Source organism: Nocardia niigatensis NBRC 100131, assembly GCF_000308655.1.
Taxonomy (GTDB): Bacteria; Actinomycetota; Actinomycetes; order Mycobacteriales; family Mycobacteriaceae; genus Nocardia; species Nocardia niigatensis.
Genome location: NZ_BAGC01000043.1, coordinates 386,047 through 412,640, shown reverse-complemented (window position 1 = coordinate 412,640; position 26,594 = coordinate 386,047). Strand labels below are relative to the sequence as shown.

At 68.2% G+C, this 26,594-nt stretch carries 28 protein-coding genes; 17 read left to right on the top strand and 11 right to left on the bottom strand.

The features are described from left to right. Positions 1–87: 87 nt before the first annotated feature. Positions 88–267, bottom strand: a complete 180-nt coding sequence (locus tag ON33_RS41370; protein ID WP_157184606.1) for a hypothetical protein — start codon at positions 265–267, stop codon at positions 88–90. A 94-nt stretch (positions 268–361) separates the two neighbouring features. On the opposite strand from ON33_RS41370, the gene ON33_RS19290 reads away from it, so the two are divergent. Further along, a complete protein-coding gene (locus ON33_RS19290; protein ID WP_040860619.1) occupies positions 362–1,276 on the top strand; it encodes a D-alanyl-D-alanine carboxypeptidase family protein in 915 nt (304 codons plus the stop codon). 204 nt (positions 1,277–1,480) lie between these two features. Continuing rightward, positions 1,481–1,684, top strand: a complete 204-nt coding sequence (locus tag ON33_RS19285) for a cold-shock protein (RefSeq protein WP_040860283.1) — start codon at positions 1,481–1,483, stop codon at positions 1,682–1,684. A gap of 57 nt (positions 1,685–1,741) precedes the next feature. Here ON33_RS19285 and ON33_RS19280 read toward each other — a convergent pair whose 3' ends face one another. Beyond that, a complete protein-coding gene (locus ON33_RS19280) occupies positions 1,742–3,172 on the bottom strand; it encodes an MFS transporter (RefSeq protein WP_083869094.1) in 1,431 nt (476 codons plus the stop codon). A gap of 102 nt (positions 3,173–3,274) precedes the next feature. Between ON33_RS19280 and ON33_RS19275 the strand changes: the two genes are divergently transcribed. Together ON33_RS19275 and ON33_RS19270 are read left to right on the top strand one after the other, a co-directional pair. Then, positions 3,275–4,255 carry a helix-turn-helix transcriptional regulator gene (locus ON33_RS19275; protein ID WP_083869093.1) on the top strand — a complete coding sequence of 327 codons (981 nt, stop codon included), beginning with the start codon at positions 3,275–3,277 and terminating at the stop codon, positions 4,253–4,255. 77 nt (positions 4,256–4,332) lie between these two features. Further along, positions 4,333–5,667, top strand: a complete 1,335-nt coding sequence (locus tag ON33_RS19270; protein WP_040860282.1) for an MFS transporter — start codon at positions 4,333–4,335, stop codon at positions 5,665–5,667. 23 nt (positions 5,668–5,690) lie between these two features. Here the strand turns inward: ON33_RS19270 and ON33_RS19265 are convergent, their stop codons facing one another. Beyond that, the gene (locus tag ON33_RS19265; protein WP_083869133.1) at positions 5,691–6,299 is read right to left on the bottom strand and encodes a TetR family transcriptional regulator; all 609 of its coding nucleotides are present in this window, start codon (positions 6,297–6,299) and stop codon (positions 5,691–5,693) included. 243 nt (positions 6,300–6,542) lie between these two features. Between ON33_RS19265 and ON33_RS19260 the strand changes: the two genes are divergently transcribed. From ON33_RS19260 to ON33_RS19250, 3 genes are read left to right on the top strand one after another with little or no spacing between them, the layout of a single operon-like run. Further along, positions 6,543–7,607 (top strand): ferredoxin reductase, encoded by a 1,065-nt coding sequence (locus ON33_RS19260; RefSeq protein ID WP_040860280.1) that lies wholly within the window; start codon positions 6,543–6,545, stop codon positions 7,605–7,607. A gap of 33 nt (positions 7,608–7,640) precedes the next feature. Continuing rightward, the gene (locus ON33_RS19255) at positions 7,641–8,789 is read left to right on the top strand and encodes a fatty acid desaturase family protein (RefSeq protein ID WP_051152463.1); all 1,149 of its coding nucleotides are present in this window, start codon (positions 7,641–7,643) and stop codon (positions 8,787–8,789) included. Continuing rightward, positions 8,790–9,140 (top strand): hypothetical protein, encoded by a 351-nt coding sequence (locus tag ON33_RS19250; RefSeq protein ID WP_040860278.1) that lies wholly within the window; start codon positions 8,790–8,792, stop codon positions 9,138–9,140. A 10-nt stretch (positions 9,141–9,150) separates the two neighbouring features. Here ON33_RS19250 and ON33_RS19245 read toward each other — a convergent pair whose 3' ends face one another. Beyond that, the gene (locus ON33_RS19245; RefSeq protein ID WP_040860616.1) at positions 9,151–9,771 is read right to left on the bottom strand and encodes a DUF4254 domain-containing protein; all 621 of its coding nucleotides are present in this window, start codon (positions 9,769–9,771) and stop codon (positions 9,151–9,153) included. A 460-nt stretch (positions 9,772–10,231) separates the two neighbouring features. Between ON33_RS19245 and ON33_RS19240 the strand changes: the two genes are divergently transcribed. After that, positions 10,232–10,552: a hypothetical protein gene (locus ON33_RS19240; RefSeq protein ID WP_040860277.1), complete on the top strand. Its 321-nt coding sequence runs from the start codon at positions 10,232–10,234 to the stop codon at positions 10,550–10,552. Between the two features lie 349 nt (positions 10,553–10,901). Here ON33_RS19240 and ON33_RS19235 read toward each other — a convergent pair whose 3' ends face one another. From ON33_RS19235 to ON33_RS19220, 4 genes are read right to left on the bottom strand one after another with little or no spacing between them, the layout of a single operon-like run. After that, positions 10,902–11,462, bottom strand: a complete 561-nt coding sequence (locus tag ON33_RS19235; RefSeq protein ID WP_040860615.1) for a GTP-binding protein — start codon at positions 11,460–11,462, stop codon at positions 10,902–10,904. 13 nt (positions 11,463–11,475) lie between these two features. After that, complete coding sequence (locus tag ON33_RS19230; RefSeq protein ID WP_040860276.1) at positions 11,476–11,817, bottom strand: DUF742 domain-containing protein; 342 nt, start codon at positions 11,815–11,817, stop codon at positions 11,476–11,478. Next, entirely contained in the window at positions 11,814–12,242 is a 429-nt protein-coding gene (locus tag ON33_RS19225) for a roadblock/LC7 domain-containing protein (protein ID WP_040860275.1), read from the bottom strand. Before ON33_RS19225 ends, ON33_RS19230 begins: the two co-directional genes overlap by 4 nt. 11 nt (positions 12,243–12,253) lie before the next feature. Continuing rightward, complete coding sequence (locus ON33_RS19220; RefSeq protein WP_245550585.1) at positions 12,254–14,878, bottom strand: sensor histidine kinase; 2,625 nt, start codon at positions 14,876–14,878, stop codon at positions 12,254–12,256. A 170-nt stretch (positions 14,879–15,048) separates the two neighbouring features. Between ON33_RS19220 and ON33_RS19215 the strand changes: the two genes are divergently transcribed. Then, on the top strand, positions 15,049–15,687 hold the full coding sequence (locus tag ON33_RS19215; protein WP_040860274.1) for a DUF4389 domain-containing protein: 639 nt from the start codon (positions 15,049–15,051) through the stop codon (positions 15,685–15,687). On the opposite strand, the gene ON33_RS19210 is transcribed toward ON33_RS19215, so the two are convergent. The 3 genes from ON33_RS19210 to ON33_RS19200 are packed head-to-tail and all read right to left on the bottom strand — an operon-like array spanning position 15,651 to position 18,248. Beyond that, positions 15,651–16,640, bottom strand: a complete 990-nt coding sequence (locus tag ON33_RS19210) for an ABC transporter ATP-binding protein (RefSeq protein ID WP_040860273.1) — start codon at positions 16,638–16,640, stop codon at positions 15,651–15,653. The genes ON33_RS19215 and ON33_RS19210 overlap by 37 nt on opposite strands. Continuing rightward, positions 16,637–17,452 (bottom strand): ABC transporter permease, encoded by an 816-nt coding sequence (locus ON33_RS19205; protein ID WP_040860272.1) that lies wholly within the window; start codon positions 17,450–17,452, stop codon positions 16,637–16,639. Before ON33_RS19205 ends, ON33_RS19210 begins: the two co-directional genes overlap by 4 nt. After that, a complete protein-coding gene (locus tag ON33_RS19200; protein ID WP_040860271.1) occupies positions 17,445–18,248 on the bottom strand; it encodes an ABC transporter permease in 804 nt (267 codons plus the stop codon). Before ON33_RS19200 ends, ON33_RS19205 begins: the two co-directional genes overlap by 8 nt. Before the next feature lie 220 nt (positions 18,249–18,468). Between ON33_RS19200 and ectB the strand changes: the two genes are divergently transcribed. From ectB to ON33_RS19160, 8 genes are all read left to right on the top strand, one after another. Further along, positions 18,469–19,731 (top strand): diaminobutyrate--2-oxoglutarate transaminase, encoded by a 1,263-nt coding sequence (gene ectB / locus ON33_RS19195; RefSeq protein WP_040860270.1) that lies wholly within the window; start codon positions 18,469–18,471, stop codon positions 19,729–19,731. A gap of 230 nt (positions 19,732–19,961) precedes the next feature. Next, complete coding sequence (locus tag ON33_RS19190) at positions 19,962–20,228, top strand: hypothetical protein (protein ID WP_157184605.1); 267 nt, start codon at positions 19,962–19,964, stop codon at positions 20,226–20,228. 221 nt (positions 20,229–20,449) lie between these two features. Beyond that, positions 20,450–21,253, top strand: a complete 804-nt coding sequence (locus tag ON33_RS19185) for an ABC transporter permease (RefSeq protein WP_305080572.1) — start codon at positions 20,450–20,452, stop codon at positions 21,251–21,253. Next, positions 21,226–22,017 carry an ABC transporter ATP-binding protein gene (locus ON33_RS19180; RefSeq protein ID WP_051152460.1) on the top strand — a complete coding sequence of 264 codons (792 nt, stop codon included), beginning with the start codon at positions 21,226–21,228 and terminating at the stop codon, positions 22,015–22,017. The genes ON33_RS19185 and ON33_RS19180 overlap by 28 nt, the downstream gene beginning before the upstream one ends. Then, positions 22,014–23,009: an ABC transporter substrate-binding protein gene (locus tag ON33_RS19175; RefSeq protein WP_040860268.1), complete on the top strand. Its 996-nt coding sequence runs from the start codon at positions 22,014–22,016 to the stop codon at positions 23,007–23,009. The genes ON33_RS19180 and ON33_RS19175 overlap by 4 nt, the downstream gene beginning before the upstream one ends. 10 nt (positions 23,010–23,019) lie before the next feature. Next, complete coding sequence (locus ON33_RS19170; protein ID WP_040860267.1) at positions 23,020–24,165, top strand: LLM class flavin-dependent oxidoreductase; 1,146 nt, start codon at positions 23,020–23,022, stop codon at positions 24,163–24,165. 30 nt (positions 24,166–24,195) lie between these two features. Continuing rightward, the gene (locus ON33_RS39090) at positions 24,196–24,831 is read left to right on the top strand and encodes a helix-turn-helix transcriptional regulator (protein WP_063711028.1); all 636 of its coding nucleotides are present in this window, start codon (positions 24,196–24,198) and stop codon (positions 24,829–24,831) included. A gap of 59 nt (positions 24,832–24,890) precedes the next feature. Continuing rightward, positions 24,891–26,576, top strand: coding sequence for a bifunctional metallophosphatase/5'-nucleotidase (locus ON33_RS19160; protein ID WP_051152459.1), 1,686 nt, complete (start codon positions 24,891–24,893; stop codon positions 26,574–26,576). The last annotated feature ends 18 nt before the right edge of the window (positions 26,577–26,594 follow it).

The following is a 26,594-nucleotide window of genomic DNA, read 5'->3' as shown; positions in this document are numbered from 1 at the left end:
GAACTCCTTCGCTTCCCCTGAGATCCGGACACCCTCGGAGACACCGCCGGCCGGCCCGACCGTGACACCTATTCGCTGTGCTGCCCGTCACACGCGCTTCGCGCGGGGATCCCAGGGCGGCGTCGCGGGACCGGCGAGAAGGGATTTCAGGGCGGGCCGCAGGCCGCGCATCGCGGTGTCGACCAGGTCGGCGAGGGGTGCGTCGGGGTCTGCCCGGCAACCGGCGTTTCGGCCGATGAGTGAGCGGCGACGGGCGGGTAGCGCCAAAAGTTAGCTGATTATACGCCGATTCTCGACAGGTGCGGCAACTCGATGGGCGAAATCCCGCTTATCCGCGGATATGAACGGCAGAATGCCGCATATGCGGACATTTGCACGATTGTTGCAGGCTGTCGTTGCGGCAGCGGTGGTCGTAGCTGTCGGTCAGGCTGCCACGGCTGCCCCGGCCGTGAGCGCCCCGCTTGTTCAGTTGCCGTGGCTGAATTCCGAGCCGGACGGGGTGCAGGCGCCCGGGGCGGCGCTGGCGGACGGGATCACCGGCACCATGCTGTGGTCGCGCGAGCCGGACACCTCGTTCCCGATCGCCAGCATCGCGAAGGTGATGACGGCGCTGGTCGTCCTCAACGCCGGCGACCTGGAACGGGCCATCACCGTGCCGCCGGAGAGCATCGCCTACTGCGTCCGGAACGACGGCAGCACCGCGGGCCTGGCCGCCGGTGAGGTGCTCACCACGCGGCAGCTCTTGTACGCGCTGCTGCTGCCGTCGGGCTGCGACGCCGCCTACACCCTGGCCGAGTCCTACGGACCCGGTCAGGACGGCTTCCTCGCCCGGATGAACGACACCGCGCGTGAAATGGGCTTGGCGGGAACGTTTTTCGCCGATCCCAGCGGCCTGCCCGTCCCCACCGACGGTGCCACCTACTCCACGCCGGCCGACCTGATCTCCCTGGGACTGCGCGCGATGAGCCTGCCGGTGTTCCGTGAGGTCGCCGGTTCGCAGAGTTATCACCAGCCCGCCGGCCCGGGCAATCGCGATCATGTCTGGCAGAGCACGAACCTGCTGATGCGCAGCTATCCCGGCACGATCGGCATCAAGACCGGATCGACCGACGCCGCGGGAGCCTGCCTGCTCTTCGAAACCGTACGGGCGGGAATCCCCCTGATCGGTGTGGTCCTGCACAGCTCGCCCGGCAGCGGTATCGCCGCGAAGAACGACGCCGAGCGCATGCTGAACTGGGCCTACGACCCGATCCTGACCGCGCTGTCGATCGGCTGACGCCGGATCCCGCGGGGCGCGATTGCTCGCGGGTGACTGGCCAGGCGATTTGGAACCACAACATTTCAGATCCGGCGCAATGGTAATCCGGGTCACTGGCCTTCGGGTCGCTTCCGACGGATGCGCGAAAGTGTGCCATGCTATGTGAGGAGCACGGGTTGTTGATGTGATCGCTCGGCTCACAACAGGGAGAAACAAAAAAGTATGTCGCAAGGCAGTGTGAAGTGGTTTAACGGCGAAAAGGGCTTCGGGTTCATTGCGCAGGACGGCGGCGGTCCCGACGTTTTCGTCCATTACTCCGAGATTGCCGGAACCGGCTTCAAGTCCCTCGACGAGGGTCAGCGAGTCGAGTTCGAGATCGGCCAGGGCCAGAAGGGCCCGCAGGCGCAGAACGTCCGCGCCATCTAGGAGCTGACATTGCGAAACCCGCGCTGAACAGCGCGGGTTTTCGTGTTTTCGGGCAGGTCAGCGGGCGGCCCGGGCGGCGAGCGCCCCGGCGGCCACGAGGGTGAGGCCTTCGGCGACGGCGGTGGCGCCCACCGCGTGCGCGGCCGAGAGGGCGGTTGAACCGGTGAGGGTGAGGAACATCGTGCCGAAACCGGATACGCCGATCACGACGCCCAGCTGCACGCAGGTGACGAGGATGCCGCTGGCGTCGGCGGCGAGGGCGAGAGGGATCTTGGCGGTGGCGCGGGCCATGAGGGGGCTGAAGGCGAGGCCGTAGCCGATACCCATCAGGCCGAAGACGGTCAGTTCGAGCGGGCCGATATCGTGGCCGCCGCGCATCAGCAGGCCCATGGCGATGGTGGTCAAGGCGGCGATCCACAGCCCGGCCGGGATCATCGCGCGGTGGAAGCGGGCGGGGATGCGGGTCCAGTTCAGGCTCACCAGGCCGAAGGTCACGCCATTGGGGAGGAACAGCAGACCGGCGTGCAGCGCGCTGTCACCGAGCGTGGACTGCAGATGGATGGTGAGAACGAACACCCAGCCGCCGAAGGTGCACATGACCAGGAACAGGGCGGCCGCGGTGAGCACCAGGCCCGGAGCCCGCAGCACGCGGTCGGCGAAGAGCGGTTCCCCGCCGCGGCGGTGCACCCAGCGCTCCACCACCGCGAAGGCGAGGAACCCGAATACGGACGCGCCCAAGGTGATTCGGGTCCAGAGCGGCCAATCCTGTTCGTGGCCGAGTACCAAGGGCACTACGAGCGCCAGCACGGAGGCGGTCAGGACGGCGAGACCGCCCAGGTCGAGTTTGCGGTCCACGCCGGTGGTGACGGCCGGCAGGATGCGCGGGGCGACGGCGAGCAACGCCAGGCCGATGGGCACGTTCACCAGAAACACGCCGCGCCAGCCGGTTCCGGCGATGTCACCGCTCACGATGATGCCGCCGAGGATCTGGCCGACGACCATGCCGCCGGAGATGACGGTCGCGTAGGCCGACAGCGCCCTCGCCCGCGCGGGCCCGGTGAAAGAGCGTTGCAGGATGGTCATCACCTGCGGCACCATGGCCGCCGATCCGACGCCCTGCAGGAACCGGAAGATGATGAGCGAGCCCGAATTCCAGGCCAGCCCGCAGGTCAGCGAGGCGAGGGTGAACAGCGCCAGCCCCGTCAGGAACATGGTGCGCTGCCCGAACCGGTCGCCCAGCCGCGCGCCGGTGACCAGCAGCACCGCGTACGCGATGACGTACCCGGAGGCGATGAGTTGCAGCCCGGAACCCGTGGCGTGCAAAGACGTTCGGATCGACGGAATGGCGACGTTCACGATGGACGCGTCCAGCACGGCCATGAACTGGCCGAGCAGGATGACGACCAGCACCGCGAGCGGCCGCCGAACGGTGACGGGAGCGGGAGCCGCCACGGTGGAGGGTGGAGATGGGGTGAGGCTCTGTGTCATGCGAATCAGCGTGCGGGGCCGCCGGACCGGGCGACAGGAGTCTGCTTATACGGGTACCGGCACCACCTGGATACCCCTAGCGAATACCGTCACCATGGAGTGATGGTGTCAGCAGCGGGGTACGGCAGTGTCGAGACGGTCACCGATGCGGCCGCGCCCAATGGCAATTCGCGGTCGGTGCGCAAGGCCCGGCGCGAGGAGATGTCGACCTTCCTGAAATCGCGGCGGGCCCGCATCCGCCCGGAGGATGTCGGCCTGCCCACGGGCGCGCGCCGGCGCACCCCGGGACTGCGGCGCGAGGAGGTGGCGCAGCTGGCGGGGGTGGGGATCACCTGGTACACCTGGCTCGAGCAGGGCCGCGACATCAATTGCAGTGTCCAGGTGCTGGATGCGATCGCGCGGGCGCTCTGTTTGGACGGGGCCGAGCACGCACACCTGTACCGGCTCGCGGACGTCCCGACGGCGCCGTCGCCGGTCGTCGAGGAGCCGGTGCCCGAGGAGGTGCAGATCATCCTCGACCACATGCATCCGCTGCCCGCCGCCCTGTTCACCGCCAAATACGATGTGCTGGCCTGCAATACGGCCTATGCCGCCATGTATCCGATGTTCATGAGCGGTTCTCGGAACGTGTTGCGCAAGGTGTTCCTGGCCGACGAGTGCTGCACGCCCTACCCGCCCCACTCGGAACCGGACCACCTGGCTCGCATGGTCGGCTACCTGCGCGCCGCATACGCCCGCAATCTGGGCGACCCCGAATGGGTGGAGTTCATCGACGATATGGTGTCGGCGAGCCCGCATTTCGCGGAACTGTGGGCCCGCAATGACGTAGCGCTGCCGCTGGGCCGCACCCGCGTCGTCCGCAACCTCGCCGTCGGCGAACTCGAGATGTACATGACCAGCATGTCGCTGCCCTCCATCGCGGGCGCGTGGATGCAGGTCTGGACGCCGTCCGACGCCGGGGCCTGGGACAAACTCCGCGCACTGCTGTCCATGACGACCGGCGAGCGGCGTCGCCCGTGGTCGGAACACGTCGAGCAGGCCCACGGCCGCGCGCTCGCCGTCGACGACCGCGCCTGGGCGTGAGCGGTTCTCGACCGCGCTGACGCGCGGCGTGCGCGGATGTCGCACGCGAGGGGAGTGGGTCGCCTACTCTGCGTCGCATGACCGAGGGCTCGGGAGAAGTCACCGTGGGTCGGGCGACCGGGCGGGGGACGGCGCTGGCGTGGGGATTCTGGGACTGGGCGGGCGCGGCGTTCAACGCGGTGATCCTGACCTTCGTGTTCTCGGTGTATCTGACCGACAAGGTGGGCAAGGAGCTGCCGGGCGGGATCTCGCCCAGCGCCTGGCTCGGATGGGCGCTGGGTGCGGCAGGTCTCGTGGTGGCGGTGACCGCGCCCGTGGCCGGACAGTGGTTCGATGCGACCGCGAGACGCAAACTGGCACTGGGCCTGCTGACCTCGCTGACGGTGCTGTTGATGGCGGCCATGTTCTTCGTGCGTGCCGACTTTCACTACCTGTGGCTCGGATTGGCGCTGCTGGGCATCGGTTCGGCCGCGTTCGAGCTTTCGCATGTGCCGTATTTCGCCATGCTGCGACAGGTGTCCACGCCCGCGAATGTGGGGCGGGTGTCGGGGTTCGGCTGGGCCATGGGCTATTTCGGCGGGATCATCCTGCTGCTGATCAGCTATGGCGGCTTCATCGCGGGCAAGGGCGACTATCGCGGTCTGCTCGGCGTGCCGATCGAGGACGGCTTGAACATCCGCCTGGTCGCGGTGCTGGCGGCGGTGTGGTTCGCCGGATTCGCGGTGCCGCTGTTCCTGTTCGTCCCCGAGGTGCCGCGCACCGCCGCCGATCCCGGTGCGGACGTGCCGGTCCGGTCGTTCCTGAGTTCGTACCGGTTGCTTTTCCGGGACATCCGGGTACTGTGGCGCGTCGATCGGCGCACGGTGGCGTTCCTGCTGGCCAGCGCGGTGTTCCGGGACGGCCTGGCCGGGGTGTTCACCTTCGGTGCGATCCTGGCGGTGCGGGTGTACGGCATCGCGGATTCGGACGTACTACTGTTCGGCATCGCCGCGAATGTGGTTGCGGCCCTGGGCGCGTTGGTCGGCGGCCGATTCGACGACCGCACCGGACCGAAGGCGGTGATCGTCACCTCGCTGGCCGGCATGATCGTGTGTGGAGCGTTCCTGCTGGTGCTGTCCGGGCCGATCGTGTTCTGGATCTTCGGATTGGCACTGACCGTATTCGTCGGCCCCGCACAGGCTTCCGCGCGCTCGTTCCTGGTTCGGGTGTCTCCGCCGGGTCGCGAAGGGCAGATGTTCGGGCTCTACGCCACCACGGGTCGCGCCGTATCCTTCCTGGCCCCAACCCTTTTCGGCTTCTTCATCTGGGCGTTCGACGCCGAGCGGGCGGGAATCGTTGGCCTGCTGCTGGTCCTGATCATCGGTCTGATGCTGCTGCTGCCCGTGCGCGGAGACGATCTGCGCGGCCGCTGATCCAGGGGCCGGCGGCGATCAATTCAGGGTCGCCACACACCCATGCCGAGTGCGATGAGCCGCACCTGCAGGACCGCGCGCTCCACGGTCCGCGCGCTATCCCGGGATTCGGCCACCAGGTAGTCGGCGATCCGGTCGGCGACCGTGGACACGATGAGGTCCGCGGCCAGCTCCAGATCGTCGGGCGACCAGTCGTCCAGCGCCTGCACCCGGGACAGGTCGACCACCAATTCCCGTTCGATGAGCTGCATTTCGACCGCGATGGCACCGCGCAGCGCGGCCGAGCCGCCGTGGCGTTCGCGAATCAGGAAGCCCCACAGGTCGCGTTTGCCGTCGACCTGGTCGAAGACGAAGCGCACGGTCTGCGCCAGCGTCGCGTTCGGAGTGCGCCGCATTTCCCGCAGCGCCAAGCGCAATCGACGTACGCCCTCCTCGACCAGGGTGGTGCCGAGTTCGTCGAGTGAGGCGAAGTGCCGGTAGAATGCGGTGGGCACGATGCCGGCCGAGCGTGCGATCTCACGCAGGGACAGGGCCGCGAAGCCGCGGTCCGCGGCCAGGGCGAGGGTGCCGTCGAGTAGCGCCGCGCGGGTGCGCTCCTTGCGCTCGACTCGGGTGGCTGCCTGCTCGCTCATCTCGATCACCATACATGCGTTCACATTCGTTCCATTCGCAAGATGTCGTGTGGGTCACACGAACTGCCGGTTGAACTGGAGTGGCTTCGCCCGGCACACTATTTCAGTGTACAGATGTGCACCGAAAGGATATCAGGGTCCAGCGCGGCCCAGTGTCCGGCCGGCGTGACAACGAGGTCACGCCGGGGGCGCATCGACTGCGAAGAGGCGTCGCTCAGCCCGGCGACGTGACAGGAGGCTCACATGGTCGGACTACTCGACCTGGTGCAGAAGACAATGACCACCCCGCATCCGCTCGATCGCTACCTCGAGCTGGTGCGCCCTACGCTGACCCGGCGCTCGATGCGCGCGGAGATCACCCACGTGCGGCGCAGCGCGGTCGGCTCGGTCACTCTCACCCTCAAGCCCGCCCGGCAGTGGTCCGGGCACGTGGCGGGGCAGTACGTGCAGATCGGCGTCGTGATCGACGGCGTGCGCCACACCCGCTGCTATTCGCCGGTCAACGCCGAGGGGCGCCGCGACCGGCACATCGAACTCACCGTCAAGGCCCACCCGCAGGGGCTGGTCTCGAATCACCTGCACGACAACGCGATTCCCGGCATGGTCGTCGACCTCGAGCCCGCCGCGGGCGTGTTCCACCTGCCCGAGTCGCGGCCCGAGCAGATCGTGCTGATCAGCGGCGGCAGCGGCATCACGCCGGTGCTGTCCATGCTGCGCACCCTCGCCAACGAGGGCTACCGCGGCCGCATCCTGTTCCTGCATTACAACCGTTCTCCGGAATGGGTGCCGCATCGCCAGGAGCTCGAGGCGATCGCCATGCAGCACGGCAATGTCCGCATCGAATTCCGCTACCCGGAGACCCAGCGCGACGCCGGCTTCGGCTACGACGAGCTGGAGTCCCTCGCGCCCTGGTTCGCGTCCGCGCAGACCTACCTGTGCGGCCCGCCCGGCCTGATGGCCGCGGTGCGCAACGTCTACGAGGCCGAACAGCTCGGCGACCGGCTGCACAGTGAGGAGTTCACCCTCGCCACCACGGTGGTGAACCCGGCCGACGCCGAGGGCAAGGTGACCTTCTCCGACTCCGGCGTGGTCGCCGAGAACACCGGCGAAAGCCTGCTCGAGCAGGCCGAATCCGCGGGCCTCAGCCCCGAGTACGGCTGCCGCATGGGCATCTGCTTCTCCTGTACGGCCGTCAAGCGCAGCGGCTGCACCCGCAACCTGCGCACCGGGGAGCTCGACAGCGACCCGGATCAGCCCATCCAGATCTGCATCAACGCCCCCGTCGGGGACGTCGACCTCGCTCTCTGACTCATATCCGCCATCTGAACAGGAGGGATCATCATGGCGATCCTCACCGAAACCACCGAGGGCCCGCTGGTGCTCAGCGTCGACCAGGTCGAGGAGATCGGCCGTGAGCTGGACGCGCTGCGCGCCCGCATCACCGCCGACCTGGGCGACCGGGACCGCGAGTACATCTACAACGTCATCAAGGCCCAGCGCGGCTTCGAGATCGCCGGCCGCGGCCTGCTCTACCTGGGCTTCCTGCCGCCGTTCTGGCTGGCCGGCGTGGCCGCGCTGAGCGTGTCGAAGATTCTCGACAATATGGAGATCGGCCACAACGTCATGCACGGCCAGTGGGACTGGATGCGTGAGCCGACCCTGAATTCCCGTGTCTTCGAATGGGATACGGTCTGCCCGAGTGACCAGTGGCGGCACTCGCACAACTACATGCACCACACCTACACCAACATCCTCGACATGGACCGCGACGTCGGTTACGGCATCCTGCGCGTGGACGAGGCGCAGAGCTGGAACGTGCTGCGGCTGGGCAACCCGCTCTACGCCTTCATCCTGATGGTGGCCTTCGAGTGGGGCGTGATGGGCCACGACCTCGAGGTCGAGAACATCGTGCGGGGTAAGAAGCCCTGGAGCGAGGTCAAGACCCTGCTCCAGGGCCAGTGGCGCAAGGCCGGTCGTCAGGTGCTCAAGGACTACGTGGTGTTCCCGGCGCTGACCGGGCCGCTGTTCCTGTCCACCCTCGCCGCCAACTTCACCGCCAATATCGTGCGCAACCTGTGGACGTTCTCGATCATCTTCTGCGGCCACTTCCCGACGGGCGTACAGACGTTCACCAAGGAGGAGTGCGCCGAGGAGACCCAGGGTGAGTGGTACGTACGCCAGATGCTGGGCTCGGCCAACATCAAGGGCAGCAAGCTCTTCCACATCATGTCCGGCAACCTGTCGCACCAGATCGAGCACCACCTGTTCCCGGACCTGCCGGCCAACCGGTACCCGGAAATCGCCCCCGAGGTGAAGGCGCTGTGCGAAAAGCACGGCCTGCCCTACAACACCGGCCGCTTCTCCCGGCAGATCGGTTCGGTGTGGGCGAAGCTGTTCAAGCTGGCGCTGCCGCCGTTCCTGGTCAAGAATTCAGCACAGGCCGGTGTTATCGTGATGCGCCGGGGGCAGGCGAGCGAAGTGGGCGTATAGATGATTTCCAAGTTCGAGAGCAACAAGGATCTGATCCAGGAATTGACGTCGTCGGGAGCCCGGCACGTCGGCAATATCGCCTCGATCATCACCGGCACCGTCGCCGAGGTGACGCGCGAGATCGGTGACTGGATCACCGACGCCATCGAGATGCGAGAGGCCGCCGCCGCTGCCGCCCAGGACGCGGCTGCCCAGCGGGCCACCGCCGAGAACCTGGCCGACGATCTCGACGAGGACGGCGACACCCCGGAACCCGCACCCGCGCAGGATGATTCGGCAACGAAGCCGGTCCGCAGCGAGCGGGTCACGGGCGACGACGTCATCGACGCCGAGGTGGTCGATCCCCGCTAGCCGGGGTTCCTCACCAGCTGGGCAGTCGCCGGCGGTGCTGGGCGACGTCCGCGATCAGATCCCGATAGCCGTCGGCGAGCTCGGCGAGGCGGTACCACTGCAGGTGGGCCTCCGTGTCCACCCCGCGGCGGGGCCGGTCCTCGCTGATGCGATGCGCCACCGCGCGTCGCCGGGCTCGCCCGTCGGCTGCTTTCGAAGGCCGCATCGGCCCGGCCTCGGCAGTACCCGGCTCGGGCTCGGTATTGCCCAGAGCCCGTTGTGCGGCAACCCATTTCGCGGCCATCCGGTCGATGACCGCGCCCAGGGTCTCGGTATGCAGCGAGGCTCCGGCGCGGTGCGGAATGTTCACCGCCACCCAGTCGTCGATGCGGGCCACCAGTTCGGCCCGGCGCTCGTCGATCCGGTCGACGTAGTGGGTGCTGTCGGCGACATCGTCGGGGGTGGCGTCGGCGGCATGCGCCGTGTCGAGGGCGCGATGCCGGTGTTCGTGGCAGCGCACGAGTTCGTGTGCTGATTCGAGGACATCGCGATCGTGACGGTCGGAGTCGACCGGTTCGCGGAAGGCGCGCAACAGCGTTGACGGTGGCGGGAGCTCGGCCCCGAAACCCGCTCCGGTGTAGTCGGTTGCCATGATTCCCACCCTCGGCCGTCGCATGTGTGGATGCGCCAGGACCGAGGGGGTTTCGGGGAGGGGCTCCCCTCGGCTCCGGCGCAGCCCCGCACCCGGAACGCACAGCCCACCACCAGCGACACGGTGAAGTAACCGGGAAATCCGCGACGATGCGATGAGAAGACTGTCCGATAATGCGGGACATATTCAGGAAAGCGCGATAGTCGGAGGGGCGCAACCATCCGGCGCGTGATCGGCGAAGCTGCCTGAAAATCGTTATACAGCATTACAAGACGGTCACATGGCCGCTGCGGTTGAAGGCTGATCGACACCTGCGCGGGCGGTGTGTGAGACGGGTTCGTGGGTGGGCTCGACCAGGGCGAGCCTGCTACCCGCGGGTACAGTTACCAAGGCTTATGAATAGCTATCAGTGCGGCGCGCCGAGGGCGTGGCGCGCCGTAGTCCGTTAGCCTCGATATTCGTGCCCGCCTATGCTTCTTCGCCCGAGCTGCGGTTCGGTTTCATGTTCGCGCTGGAAGATCCCGAGCGAATTGCCGAAGTCGTCCGCAATCTGATTGTTCGCCGAACGGTGTCGGTGTTCCGGCTCGCGCATCTGTCCGACGACAACGGACCGCCCGATCGGTTTGTCGTGAACTGGGGCGCGCTGCCGCAGGTCGCCGTAACGACCGCCGCGCCGGACCCCGACGAATTGCGTTCCAGCGGAACAATGCTGGTCAACGCGTTTCTGGGAGAGGGCGGCGAAGTGAGCCTGTATTCGCAGGGGTCGTCGCCGCCACAGTAGGAACTGGACGGTCCTGTCCCTGTGATGGGCCACACACGCCGTCTTAGCTACCTCTCAGCTACAGGCAAGGTTCGCCTAAGTCTGCCTCGGCAGTGTGGGTCCGGTCGCCGAACGGAAATCCCGGACGGCGGCATTCACCAGAGAGAGGTTGAAACATGATCCCGGTTATCATCAACACTGGTTCCGCTGCGCTGAACGGCGTGCTGGACACCGGTAGCGCGGCCCTGGGTGGTCTGCTCAACACCCTGTGGACGGGATCCTTCGGCCGTTAATTCGCAATAGAGCGAAGGGTTTTCGGGCGATCGCCCCGAGTGCTTGCGCACTCGGGGCGATTTTTTCGGCCGGATCGTCAGACGGCCAGCGCCGGGGAGCGGCGGGCCTGCAGGATCTGTTCCAGCAGTGCCACGAGGACGGTTTTCACCGAGTCCCGGTCGCGGGCATCGCAATCCATGAGGTGGATGCCGGGAGAGAGGTCGAGGGCCTCGCGGACCTCCTCGAGCTCGAAGCGGGGCCCGTCGTCGAAACGGTTGACCGCCACCACGAACGGCGTGCCGCGCCGTTCGAAGAAGTCCAGCACCGGATAGCATTCCTCCACCCGGCCGGTGTCGACCAGGAGCACACCGCCGAGCGCGCCGTCGAGCAGGTCGTCCCAGAGGAATTCGAAGCGTTCCTGACCGGGGGTGCCGAAAAGATAGAGCACCAGGTTCGAATCGAGGGTGATGCGGCCGAAGTCCAGCGCGACGGTGGTGGTGGTCTTGCCGGTCGCCGGGCCCGGATCATCCAGTCCCACCGACACTTCGGTCATGGCGGCCTCGGTGGCCAGCGGCTCGATCTCGGAGATGGCGCCGATGAAGGTGGTCTTGCCGACGCCGAAGCCGCCGCTGGTCACGATCTTCACCGAGGAGGCCAGGGGCGCGGCGGGGTCAGAGGTTGCGAACAAGGTCCCGGATCCTTTCGAGAGCGGTGGTGGAGAGTTCATCGGTCCGGCCCACCGAGACGTGTCCGGCGGACACCAGATCGCTGACCAGTACCCGGGCGACGCCGATCGGAACCCGAAGCGCCGCACCGATTTCGGCGATGGAGTGCGGGCGCTGGCACAGCCGCACCACCCGTTCGAGTTCGAAGCGCAGCGGCGCGGACAGCGCCGCCGGGGCGGCGCGCACCAGCGTTTCGATGCGCAGGCCGTCGACGACGGGCCTGGTCCGGCCGGAGGTGACCAGGAAGGGTCGCACCACCTGTTCCTCGTGCCGGTGCCAATCGTTCATCGGCTCAGTGACTCTCGCAGTTCGGTGATCAGCGCCGGGGTGAGCAGCGCGCCGGCGCGGTCGGCCAGCACCGCCATCTGATAGCCGACCAGGCTGACATCGGCCTCGTGGTCGGCGATCACGCCGATACAGCTGCCGTTGCTCATGGCGGAGACCAGCAGGAAGCCGCGCCCCATCTCGATCATGATAAGCCGCAGGCCGTCGAAATCATAACTGCGCGAGGCACTTCGGCCGAGGCTGGTGAGCCCGGAGACGATGGCGGCGAGCCGGTCGGCCGCGGTCCGGTCCAGGCCCTGGGACATGGCCATGAGCAGCCCGTCGGAGGACACCGCCACCGCGTCGCGCACCCCGTCGGTAGTGCGCACGAAGTCGGCCAGCAGCCAATTGAAGGTGTGCGGATCGGTGTCGGTGTAGTGGGTCGTCACCCGGTGTCCTCCTATGCTTTCGATCCTGATCGCGGCGGTTCGCCGCTCTGCCCGCGCTGGTGTCCGGAGCGGAATCCGGCGAGCATGCTGCGCACCGTTTCCGGTGTGCGTTCCGCGGTGTCCGGTGTGCGTTCCGTGGCCGGGGCCGCGGGCTGCGGTGCGGGTGCCGGTCGATCGCCATCCGGTGAACCGGGGTTCTCGCGAGTCTTCCTGGTGCGCTTGACGAGACCGTTTCGCGTACGTTGCGCCTCCGGGACGGCTGCCGAAACCTCGGTCGCCGGGGGCGGTGAGCTCGCGAGGCCGGGGTTCGGCTCCGGCGGTCCAGGCTGGATGGCGAACGATCCGGTCGCGGGGCCACCGAAGAGGCGCTCGGCGGGGGTCGCGCGCGGGGGTTCGGTGCGGTCGGGCAGGGGTACCAGCTTGATGCCGTTCGACACCGCCGAAGTGCCGTTGCGTTTTTCGCTCGCGGCGGCGGGCGTCTCGCCGGGTGTGCTGATGAGTTCGGTCGGGCCCGTGGAATCCGCTGTCCCGGTGGGCTTCTCGGTATCGACGCTGGTCGCGGGGGCGGGCGTCGCGCGATCCGCCGCGGCCGTGTTCCGGGAGCTGTGGCGTCCCGGCTTCGGGTCCGGCATGGTGTCGACGACGGTGGGAAGCTGTGCTCCCGCAGCGTGTTTCGAGTCCTCGGGCGGCGCGGGGAGTTCGGCGTCGGGGTCGCCCAGCAGTTCGGCGGGCAGCACCAGCCGCGCCACCACACCGCCGGTGGGGGAGACGGTCAGCTCGACCTCGACCCCGAGCCGCCGCGCGAGCCTGCCGACCACGTAGTGACCGAGGAAGCGGGTGGGCGCCACCAGGAAGTCGGCTTCCCCGCGCAGCCGGGCATTGGCGGTGGCGAGCTGGTCGGGCGGCATGCCGACGCCGTGGTCGACCACCGCGATCATGTAGCGCGTACCCAGCCGCCGGCCGTAGATCTCCACCTCCTGATCGGGCGGTGAGAAGGACAGTCCGTTCTCGATGAGTTCGGCCAGCATGTGCGCGATCTCGGTGACGTGTGCGCCCGCGACCGCGGTCGGGTCCACGCGGCGTAGCACCACCCGGCGGTAGTCGTCGACCTCGGAGAGCCCGGCCCGGATGACATCGGTCAGCGGAATGGGTTTCGACCACCGGCGCGGGCTGGACTCGCCGACCAGCACCAGCAGGCTCTCGGCATTGCGGCGCATGCGGGTGGCCAGGTGGTCGAGCTCGAAGAGGTTCGACAGCGCGCTGGGGTCGAGCTCCTCGCGCTCGAAGTCGCTGATCAGTCCGAGCTGGCGGCGCACCAGATTCTGATTGCGCCGGGCCAGGTTGGCCATGGACTCGGTGGTGTTGCGGCGCAGCCGCGCCTGGGCGGAGGCGAGTTCGTAGGCGGTGCTCTGCACCCGGTCCAGCGCCGCCGCCACCGAGACGATCTCCGCGCCGGCGGCCTCGTCGGCGCGCACCGGTTCCGGCGGATCCGGATCCACGCCCTCGGAGGTCTGCCAGGCCGCGATGAGCTGTGGCAGCCGCTCGCCCGCGACGTGGTCGGCCTCCCGGGCCAGCGCTGCCAGCGGCCGCACGATGGCCCGCACACTGGCTATCATCAGCGTCGCCTCGGTGGCGATGGCGAGCAGTGCGGCCAGCACGTAGAGCGTCAGCCGGACCGCGGCGTCGCGGCGCAGTTCGCCCGCCCGCGCGGTGATCTCGTTGCCCACGCTGCGCTGCACGGATCGCTCGCCGTCGACGACGGAGCTCATCTCCCGCCACCAGTCGGCCGGATTCACCGGTTCGGTGAGCGCCCCGCGCGCCGAGGCGATGGCGATGGCCTCCGCGTCACCGGCGCGCACCGACTCATCGGTGTGCATGGCGGTGGCCAGCCGGGCACGCTGGGCGGCCGTGGCATCGCGTTCGAAGGCGGTGATCGCGGCCTGCTTGGCGGCGCGGATGTCGAGGAACCGCACGTACTCGCCGGACCCGAAGCCGCCGGCGGCGAACACGCCGTTGAGGAAGCCGCGCTCCTGACCGGTGAACTCCTTGACGTCGCCGAGCGCGTAGAGGCTCTGCAGCCCCCGCCACAGCTGCGGGTCCTGCGCGTGGTCGAGGGCGGGCCGCGCCTGGTTCAGCGCGGCGATCGCCGTGGTGTAGAAGGTGAACGAGACGGTCCGGTCGGCGCGTCCGCTGTCCACGTCGGCGCGATTGGTGGTCACCCCGGAGAACTGGTTGAGCGCCGTCCGCACCAGATCCGCGCCCGGCGCCTGTTCGCCCAGCGCCGAATTCAGTTCCTGCAGTGCGCTGTCGGTGGCCAGCCGCTGATTGCCGAGCGCGGGCCGGGAGGCGGTGTCACCGCCGAGCAGGCCGTTGGTGAGACCGCGTTCGCGCTGCACCTCGTGGACCAGGTCCTGGACCGCCAGCGCGAGATGTACCGCCCGGTCGGTGTCCCCGGTGTCCCGATAGTCGTTCACCTCGCGGGCGACGATCACGGTCAGCAGGGCCAGCACCAGGGTCACGGAGACGATGAGAATGCGGCGCAAGCGTGCCCGGATGGTGCGGGGTCGTAGCAATTCCGTTGGCGGCGCGAACTTTACGTTGCCGGTCGGCAACAGCTTCGCCGGACGCACCTTCACTCAGTCTCCCGTAAATCAGCTCTGCGCACAGCATTACAAATCTGGTCACAATGTGTGAGAAGCAGATGTGCTCTTCGCGTCGCGCGGGAAACAATGGGATGAACAACGGCTCACCGCTGTTCATCCGGCGGGCGCGCTGAGACCGCCGGCGCTCGAGAGGAGTGAGGGCCATGCCCAGTTCCGTTTATCCGATGCGCGTGCGGGGAGACCTCGACCCGGGGTTGTCCCGCTGGATGTGGATAGTCAAGTGGATACTTGCTATTCCGCACTATATTGTGCTGATCTTCCTGAGCATCGCGTATCTCGTGGTCAGCATCATCGCTTTCTTCGCGATCCTCTTCACCGGCTCGTATCCACGAGCGCTCTTCGATTTCAATGTCGGCGTGTTGCGCTGGAGCTGGCGGGTGCGCTTCTACGCGCTCTCGCAACTGGGCACCGACCGCTACCCGCCGTTCAGCCTGCAACCCGATCCGGACTACCCGGCCGATCTGGAAGTCGACTATCCCGAGCAACTGAATCGCTGGATGGTCCTGATCAAATGGTGGCTGCTGGCGATTCCGCAGTACCTGATCGTGGCCGCGTTCATGGGCGGTGGCCGCAATCAGCTGTCGCTGCTGCCGATCCTGCTGCTCGTCGCCGCCATCGGGCTGCTCTTCACCGGCGCGTACCCGCGGGGCCTGTACGACTTCTCCATGGGCGTCAACCGCTGGACGCTGCGGGTGCGCGCGTACGCGTCCCTGATGACCGACGACTACCCGCCGTTCCGGCTCGATCAGGGCGCGAGGGAGCCCGACGCCGCGGCCTCGTAGAGGCGCCGCACGACGTCCTCGATATCGGGCTCCTCGATGGAGAGGTCGCGGACCTCGGCGCGGGCCGAGACGGCCGTGAGCAGCTGTGCGGCAGTGGTGCTCTCGGTGTCGAAGGCCAGCCGCTGCCGCATGCCCGCGCCCTGACTGTCGAGCAGTTTGGCGCCGGGCAGGTCGGACAGGTCGGGGGTGGGCTCGGCGAGATCGACGGTGAGCACCCGCTGCGCGCCGACGGTCGCGCCGAGCCCGGTCAGCGAGCCGTCATAGACCAGCCGGCCGTCGTCGACCACCAGCACTCGCTCGCACAGCCGCTCGATATCGCCCATGTCGTGGGTGGTGAGCAGCAGGGTGGTGCCGCGCTGGGTGCGCTCGTGCCGTAGGAATTCGCGTAATCGCTGCTTGGACAGCACATCCAGGCCGATGGTCGGCTCGTCGAGAATGACCAGTTCGGGCGAATGCAGCAGGGCGGCGGCCACTTCCGCGCGCATGCGCTGGCCCAGCGACAGCTGCCGGACCGGGGTGTCGAGGGTGCCGCCCATCTCCAGCTGCTCGATGAGCTCGGCGGTGCGGGTGCGCGCCGCCGCCGGGGGGAGCCGGTGGATGGCGGCCAGGATCGAGAACGATTCGCGCAGCGGCAGATCCCACCACAGCTGCGAGCGCTGCCCGAACACCACGCCGATCCGCCCGGCCAGTTCGCGGCGGTGCCGGACCGGGTCCAGGCCGCAGGTGCGCAGCCGCCCGGCCGAGGGCACCAGGATGCCGGTGATCATCTTGATGGTGGTGGACTTGCCCGCCCCGTTCGCGCCGATATAGCCGACCGCCGCGCCCGGCTCGATCCGGAAGCTCATCGCGTCCACCGCGGTGAGCACCTCGCGCCGGCGCCGCCAGCGGCCCTCCTTCTTGGTGAGCACGAAAGTCCTTGTCAGGTCTTCGATATCGATGATGGCACCGTTCACCCGCCGCCTCCTTGATAGTGCCTGGTCCCGAGCCGCCACAGGAGCAGCGCGGCCGCCCACACCCATGCCGCCGCCACCGGCGCGGCCCAGGCCAGCCAGTTCGGCAGCAGGGCGGGCCCGGGCAGTCCGAGCAGTGCGATAGCGGGCAGGTACGAGGTGAAAGCGACCGGAATCAGAAATCCGAAAACCAGTTTCATCGGTGTGGGGAACACCGAGGTCGGTTGCATGGACGCGTACGACCCGCCGTAGGTGAAGGCATTGGTCAGCTCCGCGCCGTCGATGAGGAAGAACTGCGCACCGGCCGCGCACACGAAAAGCCCGGCGAATATGGTGATTCCGGACATCAGGGTGACGGCAAACAGCATCAGGTGCGCCGGATTCCACTGAATGTCGTTGCGCGCCACGCCGAATGACAGCACGGTGGCGGCCACCCCGATGCGTGCCACCCGGCGCAGCTGGATATCGCTGGTCATCAGTTGCAGCAGCAGCGGTTGCGGGCGCAGGTAGAAGGCGTCCAGCTTGCCCATGCGAATGTAGGTCGGCAGCGTGTCGGCATGCCCGACCACCATGTCGGCAATGGCGAAACAGGTGTTGCTCATTCCGAACAGCAGCAGCATGGCGTTCAGGTCCAGCCCGCCCAGCCGGGGCACGTTGTGGAAGATCACCCACATTTCGGCGAACTCCAGCAGCCCGATCAGGAAGGCGCTCAGCACATCCGCGGCGAAGGACAGCGGATAGGCGCGTTGCGCGCGCACCCGCGAGCCGAGCACGGCACGGTAGGGCGTCAGCCGGGAGGGACGTGCCTCACCCACCCTGCACCTCCAGTTTGCGGCGGCCGGCCCGCAGCAGCAGCTGCCCGGCGCCTGTCAGAATCACCAACCAGAAGCATTGCACGACAAGGATTTCCATCGCAGCCATCCCGGTCGTCCGGCCGGAGAGCACATCGATCGGCCACTGCAGCATGGACGGGAAGGGCGTGGCGTAGGCAATGGCGCGCAGCCAGTCCGGAAACAGGTGCACCGGCGCGAACAGCCCGGCCAGGAAGGTCCCCAGGATCATGTGCAACGCCCGGAGTCCGCGGGTCTCGATGAGCCAGAACCCGGCCAGGCTGACCGCGAACATGGACAGGAACGAGAGCGTCATGGCCAGCAGCAGGCTGAGGGCGCCCAGCGCGTAGGGTGCCGGCGTGGCCGGGAACACGAGCCCGAAGGTGAGGACACCGACGAGAACGCTGGGTATGCCACGCGGTAGCAGGGAGAACGCCGCCCGGCCCAGATATTCGGCCAGTTGTGCGAATTGGATGTCGATGGGCCGCAGGAAGTCGACCGCGACGTCGCCGGTGCGGATGCGCTCCACGATGTCGGGCAGCATCCAGAAGGCGATGGCGCCCAGTAGTCCCTGCGACAGCCAGATGTAGGCGCCGATGGTCCCGCGGTCGTAGCCGCCGAATCCGCTGTTCACGCGGACGGCGGTCATGAGCACGGCGGCCCGCACGAAGCCGAACACGAGATTGGTCAGCAGGCCCGCCAGCATGGCGAGCCGGTAGTGCGATTGCCTGCGAAATCCTGCCTTGACCAGCTGCCAGTAGACCCCCACGTCGCCGCGCACAAGAGGTTCACAGTACGGGGGCGGCCGTTGTCCCGCAATCGAGTTGCGTGGACCGGCTTCGCGGGGCCGAGTTATGCTCGATGCCGGTATGTTGCGGTGTGTGTCACGCGGTGGCGCGGGCGGCGGTGTCCCCGTCCGATTCGCCGGAAAGCGGGTGCATGGCTCGGTTCCTGTGATAGAAACATCAGCGTTTCACTTAGTTGCGACGCTAGGACCGACGATGACCATGGCAGACACGAACGTTTTCGAGGCGCTCGAATCCAATGTGCGTGGTTACTGCCGTTCCTGGCCGACGGTGTTCGACACCGCCAGTGGCGCCTGGCTCACCGACGAGAACGGCAAGGAATACCTCGATTTCTTCGCCGGCGCCGGCGCCCTCAACTACGGCCACAACAACCCGCTGCTCAAGCAGGCGCTGATCGACTATCTGCTCGGCGACGGCATCACCCACGCCCTGGACATGTCGACCGTCGCCAAGCGCCGGCTGCTCGAGGCCATGCGCGATCTGGTGCTCGTCCCGCGCGGCCTGGACTACAAGATCCAGTTCCCCGGCCCGACCGGAGCCAATGCCGTCGAGGCCGCACTCAAGCTGGCGCGCAAGGTCACCGGCCGCAGCACGGTCCTGAACTTCACCAACGCCTTCCACGGCATGACGCTGGGTGCGCTGTCGGTCACCGGCAATGCCGCCAAGCGCGCCGGCGCCGGCGTCCCGCTGGTACACGCCACCCCGATGCCCTATGACGGCTACCTCGAGGAGCCCGAGGACTTCTCGTGGATGCGCCGCGCCCTCGACGACAGCTCGTCCGGCCTGGACAAGCCCGCCGCGGTCATCGTCGAGACAGTGCAGGGCGAGGGCGGGATCAATGTGGCCCGCGCGGAATGGCTGCGTCAGCTCTCCGAATTGTGCTCGGCCCGCGGCATTCTGCTCATCGTCGACGACGTGCAGATGGGCTGCGGCCGCACCGGCCCGTTCTTCTCCTTCGAGGTCGCGGGCATCACCCCCGATATCGTCGCGCTCTCGAAGTCCATCGGCGGCTACGGCCTGCCCATGGCGCTGGTGCTCATGCGCCGGGAGCTCGACCAGTGGGCGCCCGGCGAGCACAACGGCACCTTCCGTGGCAACAACGCGGCCTTCGTCACCGCCGAAGTGGCGCTGCGCCACTACTGGTCCGACGATCGCCTGCAGGTCGCCACCCTGGCCAAGGGCGCGCGGGTGCATGAGCACCTGGTCGCGCTGACCGAATCCTTCACCGGCATCTCGACCCGCGGCCGCGGCCTGGTGCACGGCCTGGTCTTCGAGGACGCCTCGCAGGCCGAGAAGGTCTGCCAGGTCGCGTTCGAGCACGGCCTGCTGGTCGAAACCTCCGGCGCCAACGACGAAGTCGTGAAGCTGCTCCCACCCTTGACCGTCAGCGATGACGAGATCACCCACGGCCTGGGCATTCTGACCCGCGCCGTGGAGATCGTCCGCGACGGCCACTAGACGTCGGACACCGCCCACACCGGTGCCGACTCGGTGCCGGGTTCCCAGCTGCGGAGGGAACCCGGCACCACCTGACGCGTGAAGTACTTCTCGAACCAGCTCCGCAGCGCCGCATCGTCATTGGGGAATCGCCAGGGTAGTCCGGCATCGAGCCCGTGACCACCACGATCAGGTGCAGGTCCTCGTGCACCGCCATCAGGGTGGGGCGCGGAGGCGTGGGATCCGAGGTCTTGCCGACGAAGCAGGTGTCGCGCCCGATGGGACTGGTCTGCCTGCGCCAGACCTCGCCGGCTCCGCTGCCGCCGCCGCAGACATCACCTGAGAACTGGTTCACGGCGGCCTGGGAGATGGTCTCGGCGGCATCTCGGTCGGGGGCTACGAACGAGACGCCGGGGTCGTCGATCCTGGTGCCGCAGTCCAGGATCGCGGTGATCGGGCCGACCGGCGGATTGGTGTGCCGGCAGTCAGCGCGGACGTACGGGGCGTTGAGCGGATGATTCGGGCTGCTCATGATCGTTCTCGGCTCCTCGTCGCGGATTCATCGTGGCAGTCAGGGGATCGGCAAGCCCAGAATCACGCGGATTCCAACCGGTGACCCGGCGCTGCCGGAACGGCATCGTCGAGGCGTGGCGGGCCGCATCCTGCTCCGGCTCGCCGGGCTGGCCCTCGGCCGTCACAGTCCCCGTCCCCGTTCGCCCGAGGTGCAGTCGTGTCCGCAATTGCCTTGCAGGCCAGGCCCGTTACCGGCCTGTCGCGCCTGCCGAACGTATCCGTGCTGGCGCGTTTCGTCGCGCCGGTGTTGCTGGTGGCGGCCTGGCAGCTGGCCGGCGCGACCGGACTGCTGCCGGAGCGGCTGCTCGCCTCCCCGCTGACCGTCGTGCGGACCGCCGTCGACCTGATCGAGGACGGCACGCTCACCAAGGCCGTCACGGTTTCGCTGCAGCGTGCCGCGCTGGGCTTCGTCATCGGCGCGGCGGCCGGGATCGGCCTGGCCCTGGTCGCCGGATTGAGCCGGGCGGGCGAGTACATCGTCGATCCCCTGATGCAGATGCTGCGGACACTGCCCTTCTACGGCCTGATCCCGCTGTTCATTCTGTGGTTCGGCATCGGGGAACTGCCCAAGATCGTGCTGGTCGCTTTCGGTGTGGCGATTCCCCTGTACCTCAACACCTTCGCGGGCATCCGCAGCGTGGACGGCAAGCTGGCCGAGCTGGCCCGGGTGCAGCGGCTGAGCCGCGCGGGCCTGATCCGGCACATCGTGCTGCCGGGCGCGCTGCCGCAGACACTGGTCGGCCTCCGCCAGTCGCTGGGTGTGGCCTGGCTGGCGCTCATCGTCGCCGAACAGGTCAATGCCGACGCGGGCCTGGGCTTCATGATCAACGACGCCCGCGAGTTCCTGCGCACCGACGTGATCGTGGTCGGCCTGCTCGTCTACAGCGTGCTCGGGCTGCTCACCGACGCGCTGGTCCGTTCGATCGAGAGGAGAGCGCTGTCATGGCGACGCGGCTTTCTGACACCCTGACCGATGCGGTCATCGCGGCGACGTCGGCCGAACTGGCGGCGACGACCGCGGACCCGGCCGCCGTGGTGCGAATTCGCGGTCTGGTCAAGGACTTCGGCGAGCGCCGGGTTCTGCACGGCCTGGATCTCGACATCCGCCCCGGCGAATTCGTGGCCCTGCTCGGGCGCAGCGGCTCCGGCAAATCCACCCTGCTGCGGGCGCTGGCGGGCCTGGACGACGAGACCGGCGGCGAGCTCACCGTCTCCGGCGAGGTCGCGGTCGCCTTCCAGGAACCGCGCCTGGTGCCGTGGAAGCGGGTGCGCGACAACGTCACCCTGGGTCTGCGGCACGAAAACTCCAGGGCCGCAGCCGAGGTCGCGCTGGGCGAGGTGGGTCTGGCCGCGCGCGGCGAGGCCTGGCCGCTCACCCTCTCCGGCGGTGAGGCACAGCGCGCCTCCTTGGCCCGCGCCCTGGTCCGCGAGCCCGATCTGCTGCTGCTCGACGAACCCTTCAGCGCCCTGGACGCCCTGACCCGCATCACGATTCACGGCCTGGTGCTGGATCTGTGGGCTCGGCATCGGCCCGGCGTGCTGCTGGTCACCCATGACGTGGACGAGGCGGTGCTGCTGGCCGATCGCGCCCTGGTGCTCGACGGCGGCCGGATCGCCCGCGAGATCCCCATCGACCTGCCGCGCCCGCGCCGGCGCGACCATCCCGAATTCCTGGCCCTGCGTACGGCATTGCTCGCCGAGCTGGGCGTCACCCCGGAAGGAACCACCGAATGAGATTCAAGCGCCTGTTCGCTGCCCTGGCAGTCGCCACGGCCCTCGTCAGCGCGGCGTGCTCGTCCGGCAATGACGACACCAAGGGCGTGAACGCGGACGGATCGGTGGACCTGTCGCAGGTGACCCTGCACATCGGCGATCAGAAGGGCCTTGCGCTGCAAGCCCTGCTGGACGTCTCCGGTGAGGGCAAGGGGGTCCCGTACAAGGTCGAATGGTCCACCTTCACCGCTGGACCGCCGCTGCTCGAGGCCATCAACGCCGGATCCATCGACTTCGGCGGCGTGGGCGACGCCCCGCCGGTCTTCGCGGCGGCGGCCAAGTCCCAGATCAAGATCATCGGGTCATACGATTCGGGGGCGGCCGGGAACGGCCTGGTGGTCCCCGGGGACTCCGCGATCAAGGATCCGAAAGACCTGCGCGGCAAGAAGGTCGCGGTCACCAAGGGCAGTTCGGCGCACTACCACCTGCTGTCGGTGCTGACCAGGGCCGGGCTCACCTTCTCCGATATCGAACCGCAGTACCTGCAGCCCGCCGACGCGCTCGCCGCGCTGTCCACCGGGCGGGTGGACGCCTGGACGGTCTGGGATCCCTATGTGGCCCAGGCCGAACTGAGCGGCAATCGGGTGCTGGTGGACGGCACCGGCTATGTGAAGCCGGACAGCTTCTTCGTGACGGGCTCGAAGACGCTGCAGAACAAGGCGAACGCGGCCGCGGTCCGGGACCTGCTGGTACGGATCCAGCGTGCGCACGTGTGGATCACCGGCCATCGCGAGGACTGGGCCAGACAGTCGGCCGCCATCACCGGGGTGCCCTACGACGTCACGCTCCTGGCCGTGAACCGCGCCAACTACCAGGATCACCCGCTCGATGACGTGACGATCGCCGCGGAACAGCAAGTGGCCGAAGGCTTCTCCGACGCCAAGCTGATTCCCGGCAAGGTCCGGATCGCCGACTTCATCGATACCCGCTTCAACGACCGATTCACCTCCTAGGAGTCCCCGCATGAGCTTGTCGTTCCATTGGTTCCTGCCCACCTCCGGTGACTCCCGCGGCCTGGTGGCCGGCGGGCACGGCACCCCCATGTCGGGTGACCGCCCAGCCTCGCTGCACTACCTGAACCAGATCGCCGCGGCTGCCGAGACCAACGGTTTCGAGGCCGTGCTCACCCCGACCGGCTCCTGGTGCGAGGATGCCTGGCTGACCACCGCCATGCTGGTCGAGACCACCGAGACGCTGAAATTCCTGGTGGCCCTGCGCCCGGGCCTGATGAGCCCCACCCTGGCCGCGCAGATGGCGGGCACCTTCCAGCGGCACTCCGCGGGACGGCTGTTCATCAATGTGGTGACCGGCGGCGAGCCCCTCGAACAGGCGGCCTACGGCGACTTCGCCGACAAGGCGGCCCGGTACGCGCGGACCGGTGAGTTCCTGGATGTGGTGCGGTCGCTGTGGAACTCGCACGAGCCGATCACGTTCCGCGGCGAGCACATTCACGTCGAGAACGCGGTGCTGAGCAATCGGCCCGACCCGGTGCCGCCGATCTACTTCGGCGGCTCCTCCGCCCCGGCCGGACCGGTCGCGGCCCGCTACGCCGACACCTACCTCACCTGGGGCGAACCGGTGCTGGCGGTCAGCCGCAAGCTCGACTGGATTCGCGGGCTGGCCGTCGACCACGGCCGCCGCCTGGACTACGGCCTGCGCATCCACGTCATTACTCGCGACACCTCTGAGGAGGCGTGGGCGGTCGCCGACAAGCTGCTGGCGGGCATCGACCCGGCGGATATCGAACGCGTCCAGAACGCCCTGGCCAAGAGCGAATCCGAGGGTCAGCGCCGCATGTCGGAGCTGCACAACGGCAGCACCGAACGCCTCGAGATCGCTCCCAACCTGTGGGCGGGCGTGGGCCTGGTCCGCGGCGGCGCCGGCACCGCGCTCGTCGGCTCGCACGCGGAGGTGGCCGAGCGCCTGATCGAATATTCGAAGGCCGGCATCGCCCACTTCGTGCTCTCCGGGTACCCGCACCTGGAAGAGGCCTACTGGTTCGGCGAGGGCGTCCTGCCCATCCTGGCGCGAAAGGGCCTGTGGCAGCACCCGACCCGCCGCCCCTCCACACCCCTCGTGACCCCGTTCGCCGGCGCCTCCAGCAGCTAGACCCGAGGCAGCCGAGCCGGACCGCCACTGATGCCCTCGGACTGGGGCATCCCGCCGTTCTTCCGGCTGATCGTCTGGACCGTCGGCGGCTGCATCGCACTGGCGCTGGGTCCCACCGCCGATATCGCGTGGTTCGCCGATCAACTGACGGCGTGCCGCGATCGGCATGTCGTGAGCGGTGCCGGAAACGCGCACTACTTCGGTGCGGTGCCGCTGTGGCTCGGAAAATTCGCCGCGGCACTGGGTGATTCGGATGCCGCCGAACGGGAGCCGCGGGCCGCCCTGGAAATCTGCCGGGACCATGGCGCGCAGGGCTTCGTGGCCGAGGTGAGTTGCGAACTGGCAGAGGTGCTGCTCGGGCGCGGGGCGACCGAGGAAGCGTTGGCGCCGGCGAAAACCGCGCTGCCGGTGAGTGAATCGATCGGCATGCCACCGTGGACGGACCGATTGCCGAGTCTTGTCGCCGAGGCGTCCGCGCGGGCGGTGCTGTCCTCGCGTGAGCGGGAGGTGGCCCAGCTGGTCGCCGCCGGGTTGAGCAATCGGGAGATCACGGCCGCCCTGATGCTCTCCGAGCGCGCCGCGCAGAACCACGTACAGCACATCCTCACCGAACTCGGCTTCAGCAATCGCGCGCAGATCGTGGCGTGGGTGAAAGAGGTTCGATGACGCTGGAATTCACCTGGGCGTCGTACGACCGTCGACAGCATCTGCCACAGTCGAGAACTATGGACGGTCGGCGGCGGGTGGTGGGACTGTGCGCGGCGGTGCTGAGCCTCACGCTGCTGGTGGCGGGGTGCGGCGGCGGAGGCGGTGGCACACCGGCGAACTCGCCCGCGGTGCCGCTGGTGTCGACCGGCGATCTGCCCGCGGCGCAGCCGGGTGAGGTACACCTGCTCGGCATCAACGACCTGCACGGGAATCTGCAGCCGCCGGACGGGACCAACGGCAAGGTGGGCGCGTACACCGCCGGGGGAGCGGCGTACCTGGCCGCGCATCTGGCGCGGCTGAGGGCCGCCTATCCGGACAGCGCCATCGTGTCGGCCGGGGACAATATCGGCGCCGGCCCCCTCGTCTCGTCGCTGTTCCACGACGAGCCGACCATCGACTTCCTGAACTCGGTGGGCGTCGCGGCCTCCGCGGTCGGCAATCACGAATTCGACCACGGCGTAGCCGAATTGCGGCGGCTCCAGCAGGGTGGATGCGCCGCCGACGGCTGTACGCCGGGCGAACCGTTCGCCGGCGCGAAGTTCCCCTACCTGGCCGCCAATGTCACCGACGGCAACGGTCAGCTGCCGCCGGATCTGAAGCCGTGGACCATGCTCGAGCTGGGCGGCCACAAGATCGGTGTCATCGGCGTCGTCACCACCGATACCGAGCACATCGTCCTGCCCGACGGCATTCGCGGGTACCGCTTCGGCGACGAGGCCGACGCCATCGCCAAGTACGTGCCCGAGATGAAGGCCGCGGGCGCGGAAACCGTTGTCGCGCTGATGCACGACGGCGGCGCGCAGCAGACCCGCGGCGGCCCCGTGGACTACAACGGCTGCGCCGGCATCTCACCCGACGTGCGGGCACTGGCCCGCCACACCGACGCCGCGGTGTCGGTGTTGTTCACCGCGCACAGCCATCAGGCCTACAACTGCGAACTGGACGGCAAGGTGGTCACACAGGCCGCTTCCTTCGGCCGCCTCGTCACCGACGTCAGCCTGCGCTTCCACGACGGCAAGGTCGACGCGAAGGCGGTCAACCGGGTCGTCACCCGTGACGTGACGCCCGCGCCCGCCGCCGCCCAGCTGGTGGATTACTTTGCCGGACAGGCGAAACCGCTGGCCGAGCGGGTGATCGGCAACACCACCGCGCCGGTGCTCGCCGAACCCGCTCCGGCGGGGGATTCCCCGCTCGGCGACGTCATCGCCGACGCCATGCTCGACGCCATGACCAAGGTGCAGGCGGTGGCGGCCTTCATGAATCCGGGCGGCGTGCGCGCGGGGCTCACCGGCGGCAACGTCACCTACGAGCAGGCCTACACCGTGCAGCCCTTCGGCAATCAGATCGTGGCCGTCGCGCTGACCGGCCAGCAGATTCTGAATCTGCTGGAACAGCAATGGGACAATGTGAGCAAGCCCGGCGTGCTCTCGGTCGCGGGCATCACCTACACCTACTCCGACACCGCGCCCAAGGGGCACAAGGTGGTCGACGGCAGCGTCCGGGTAGCCGGGCAGCCGCTGAATCCCATAGCGGTCTACCGGGTGTCGACCAACAACTTCCTGGCCGCCGGCGGCGACGGTTTCACCGTCTTCGAGCAGAGCAGCGAAACCCTGGTCGGCCCCATCGATCTCGACGCGCTGGAGACCTACCTGCGCGGCCGCGGGACGGTGACGCCGCCCACGAGCCGCATCGAGAAGAACTGACGCCGGTAGCGTTGATGC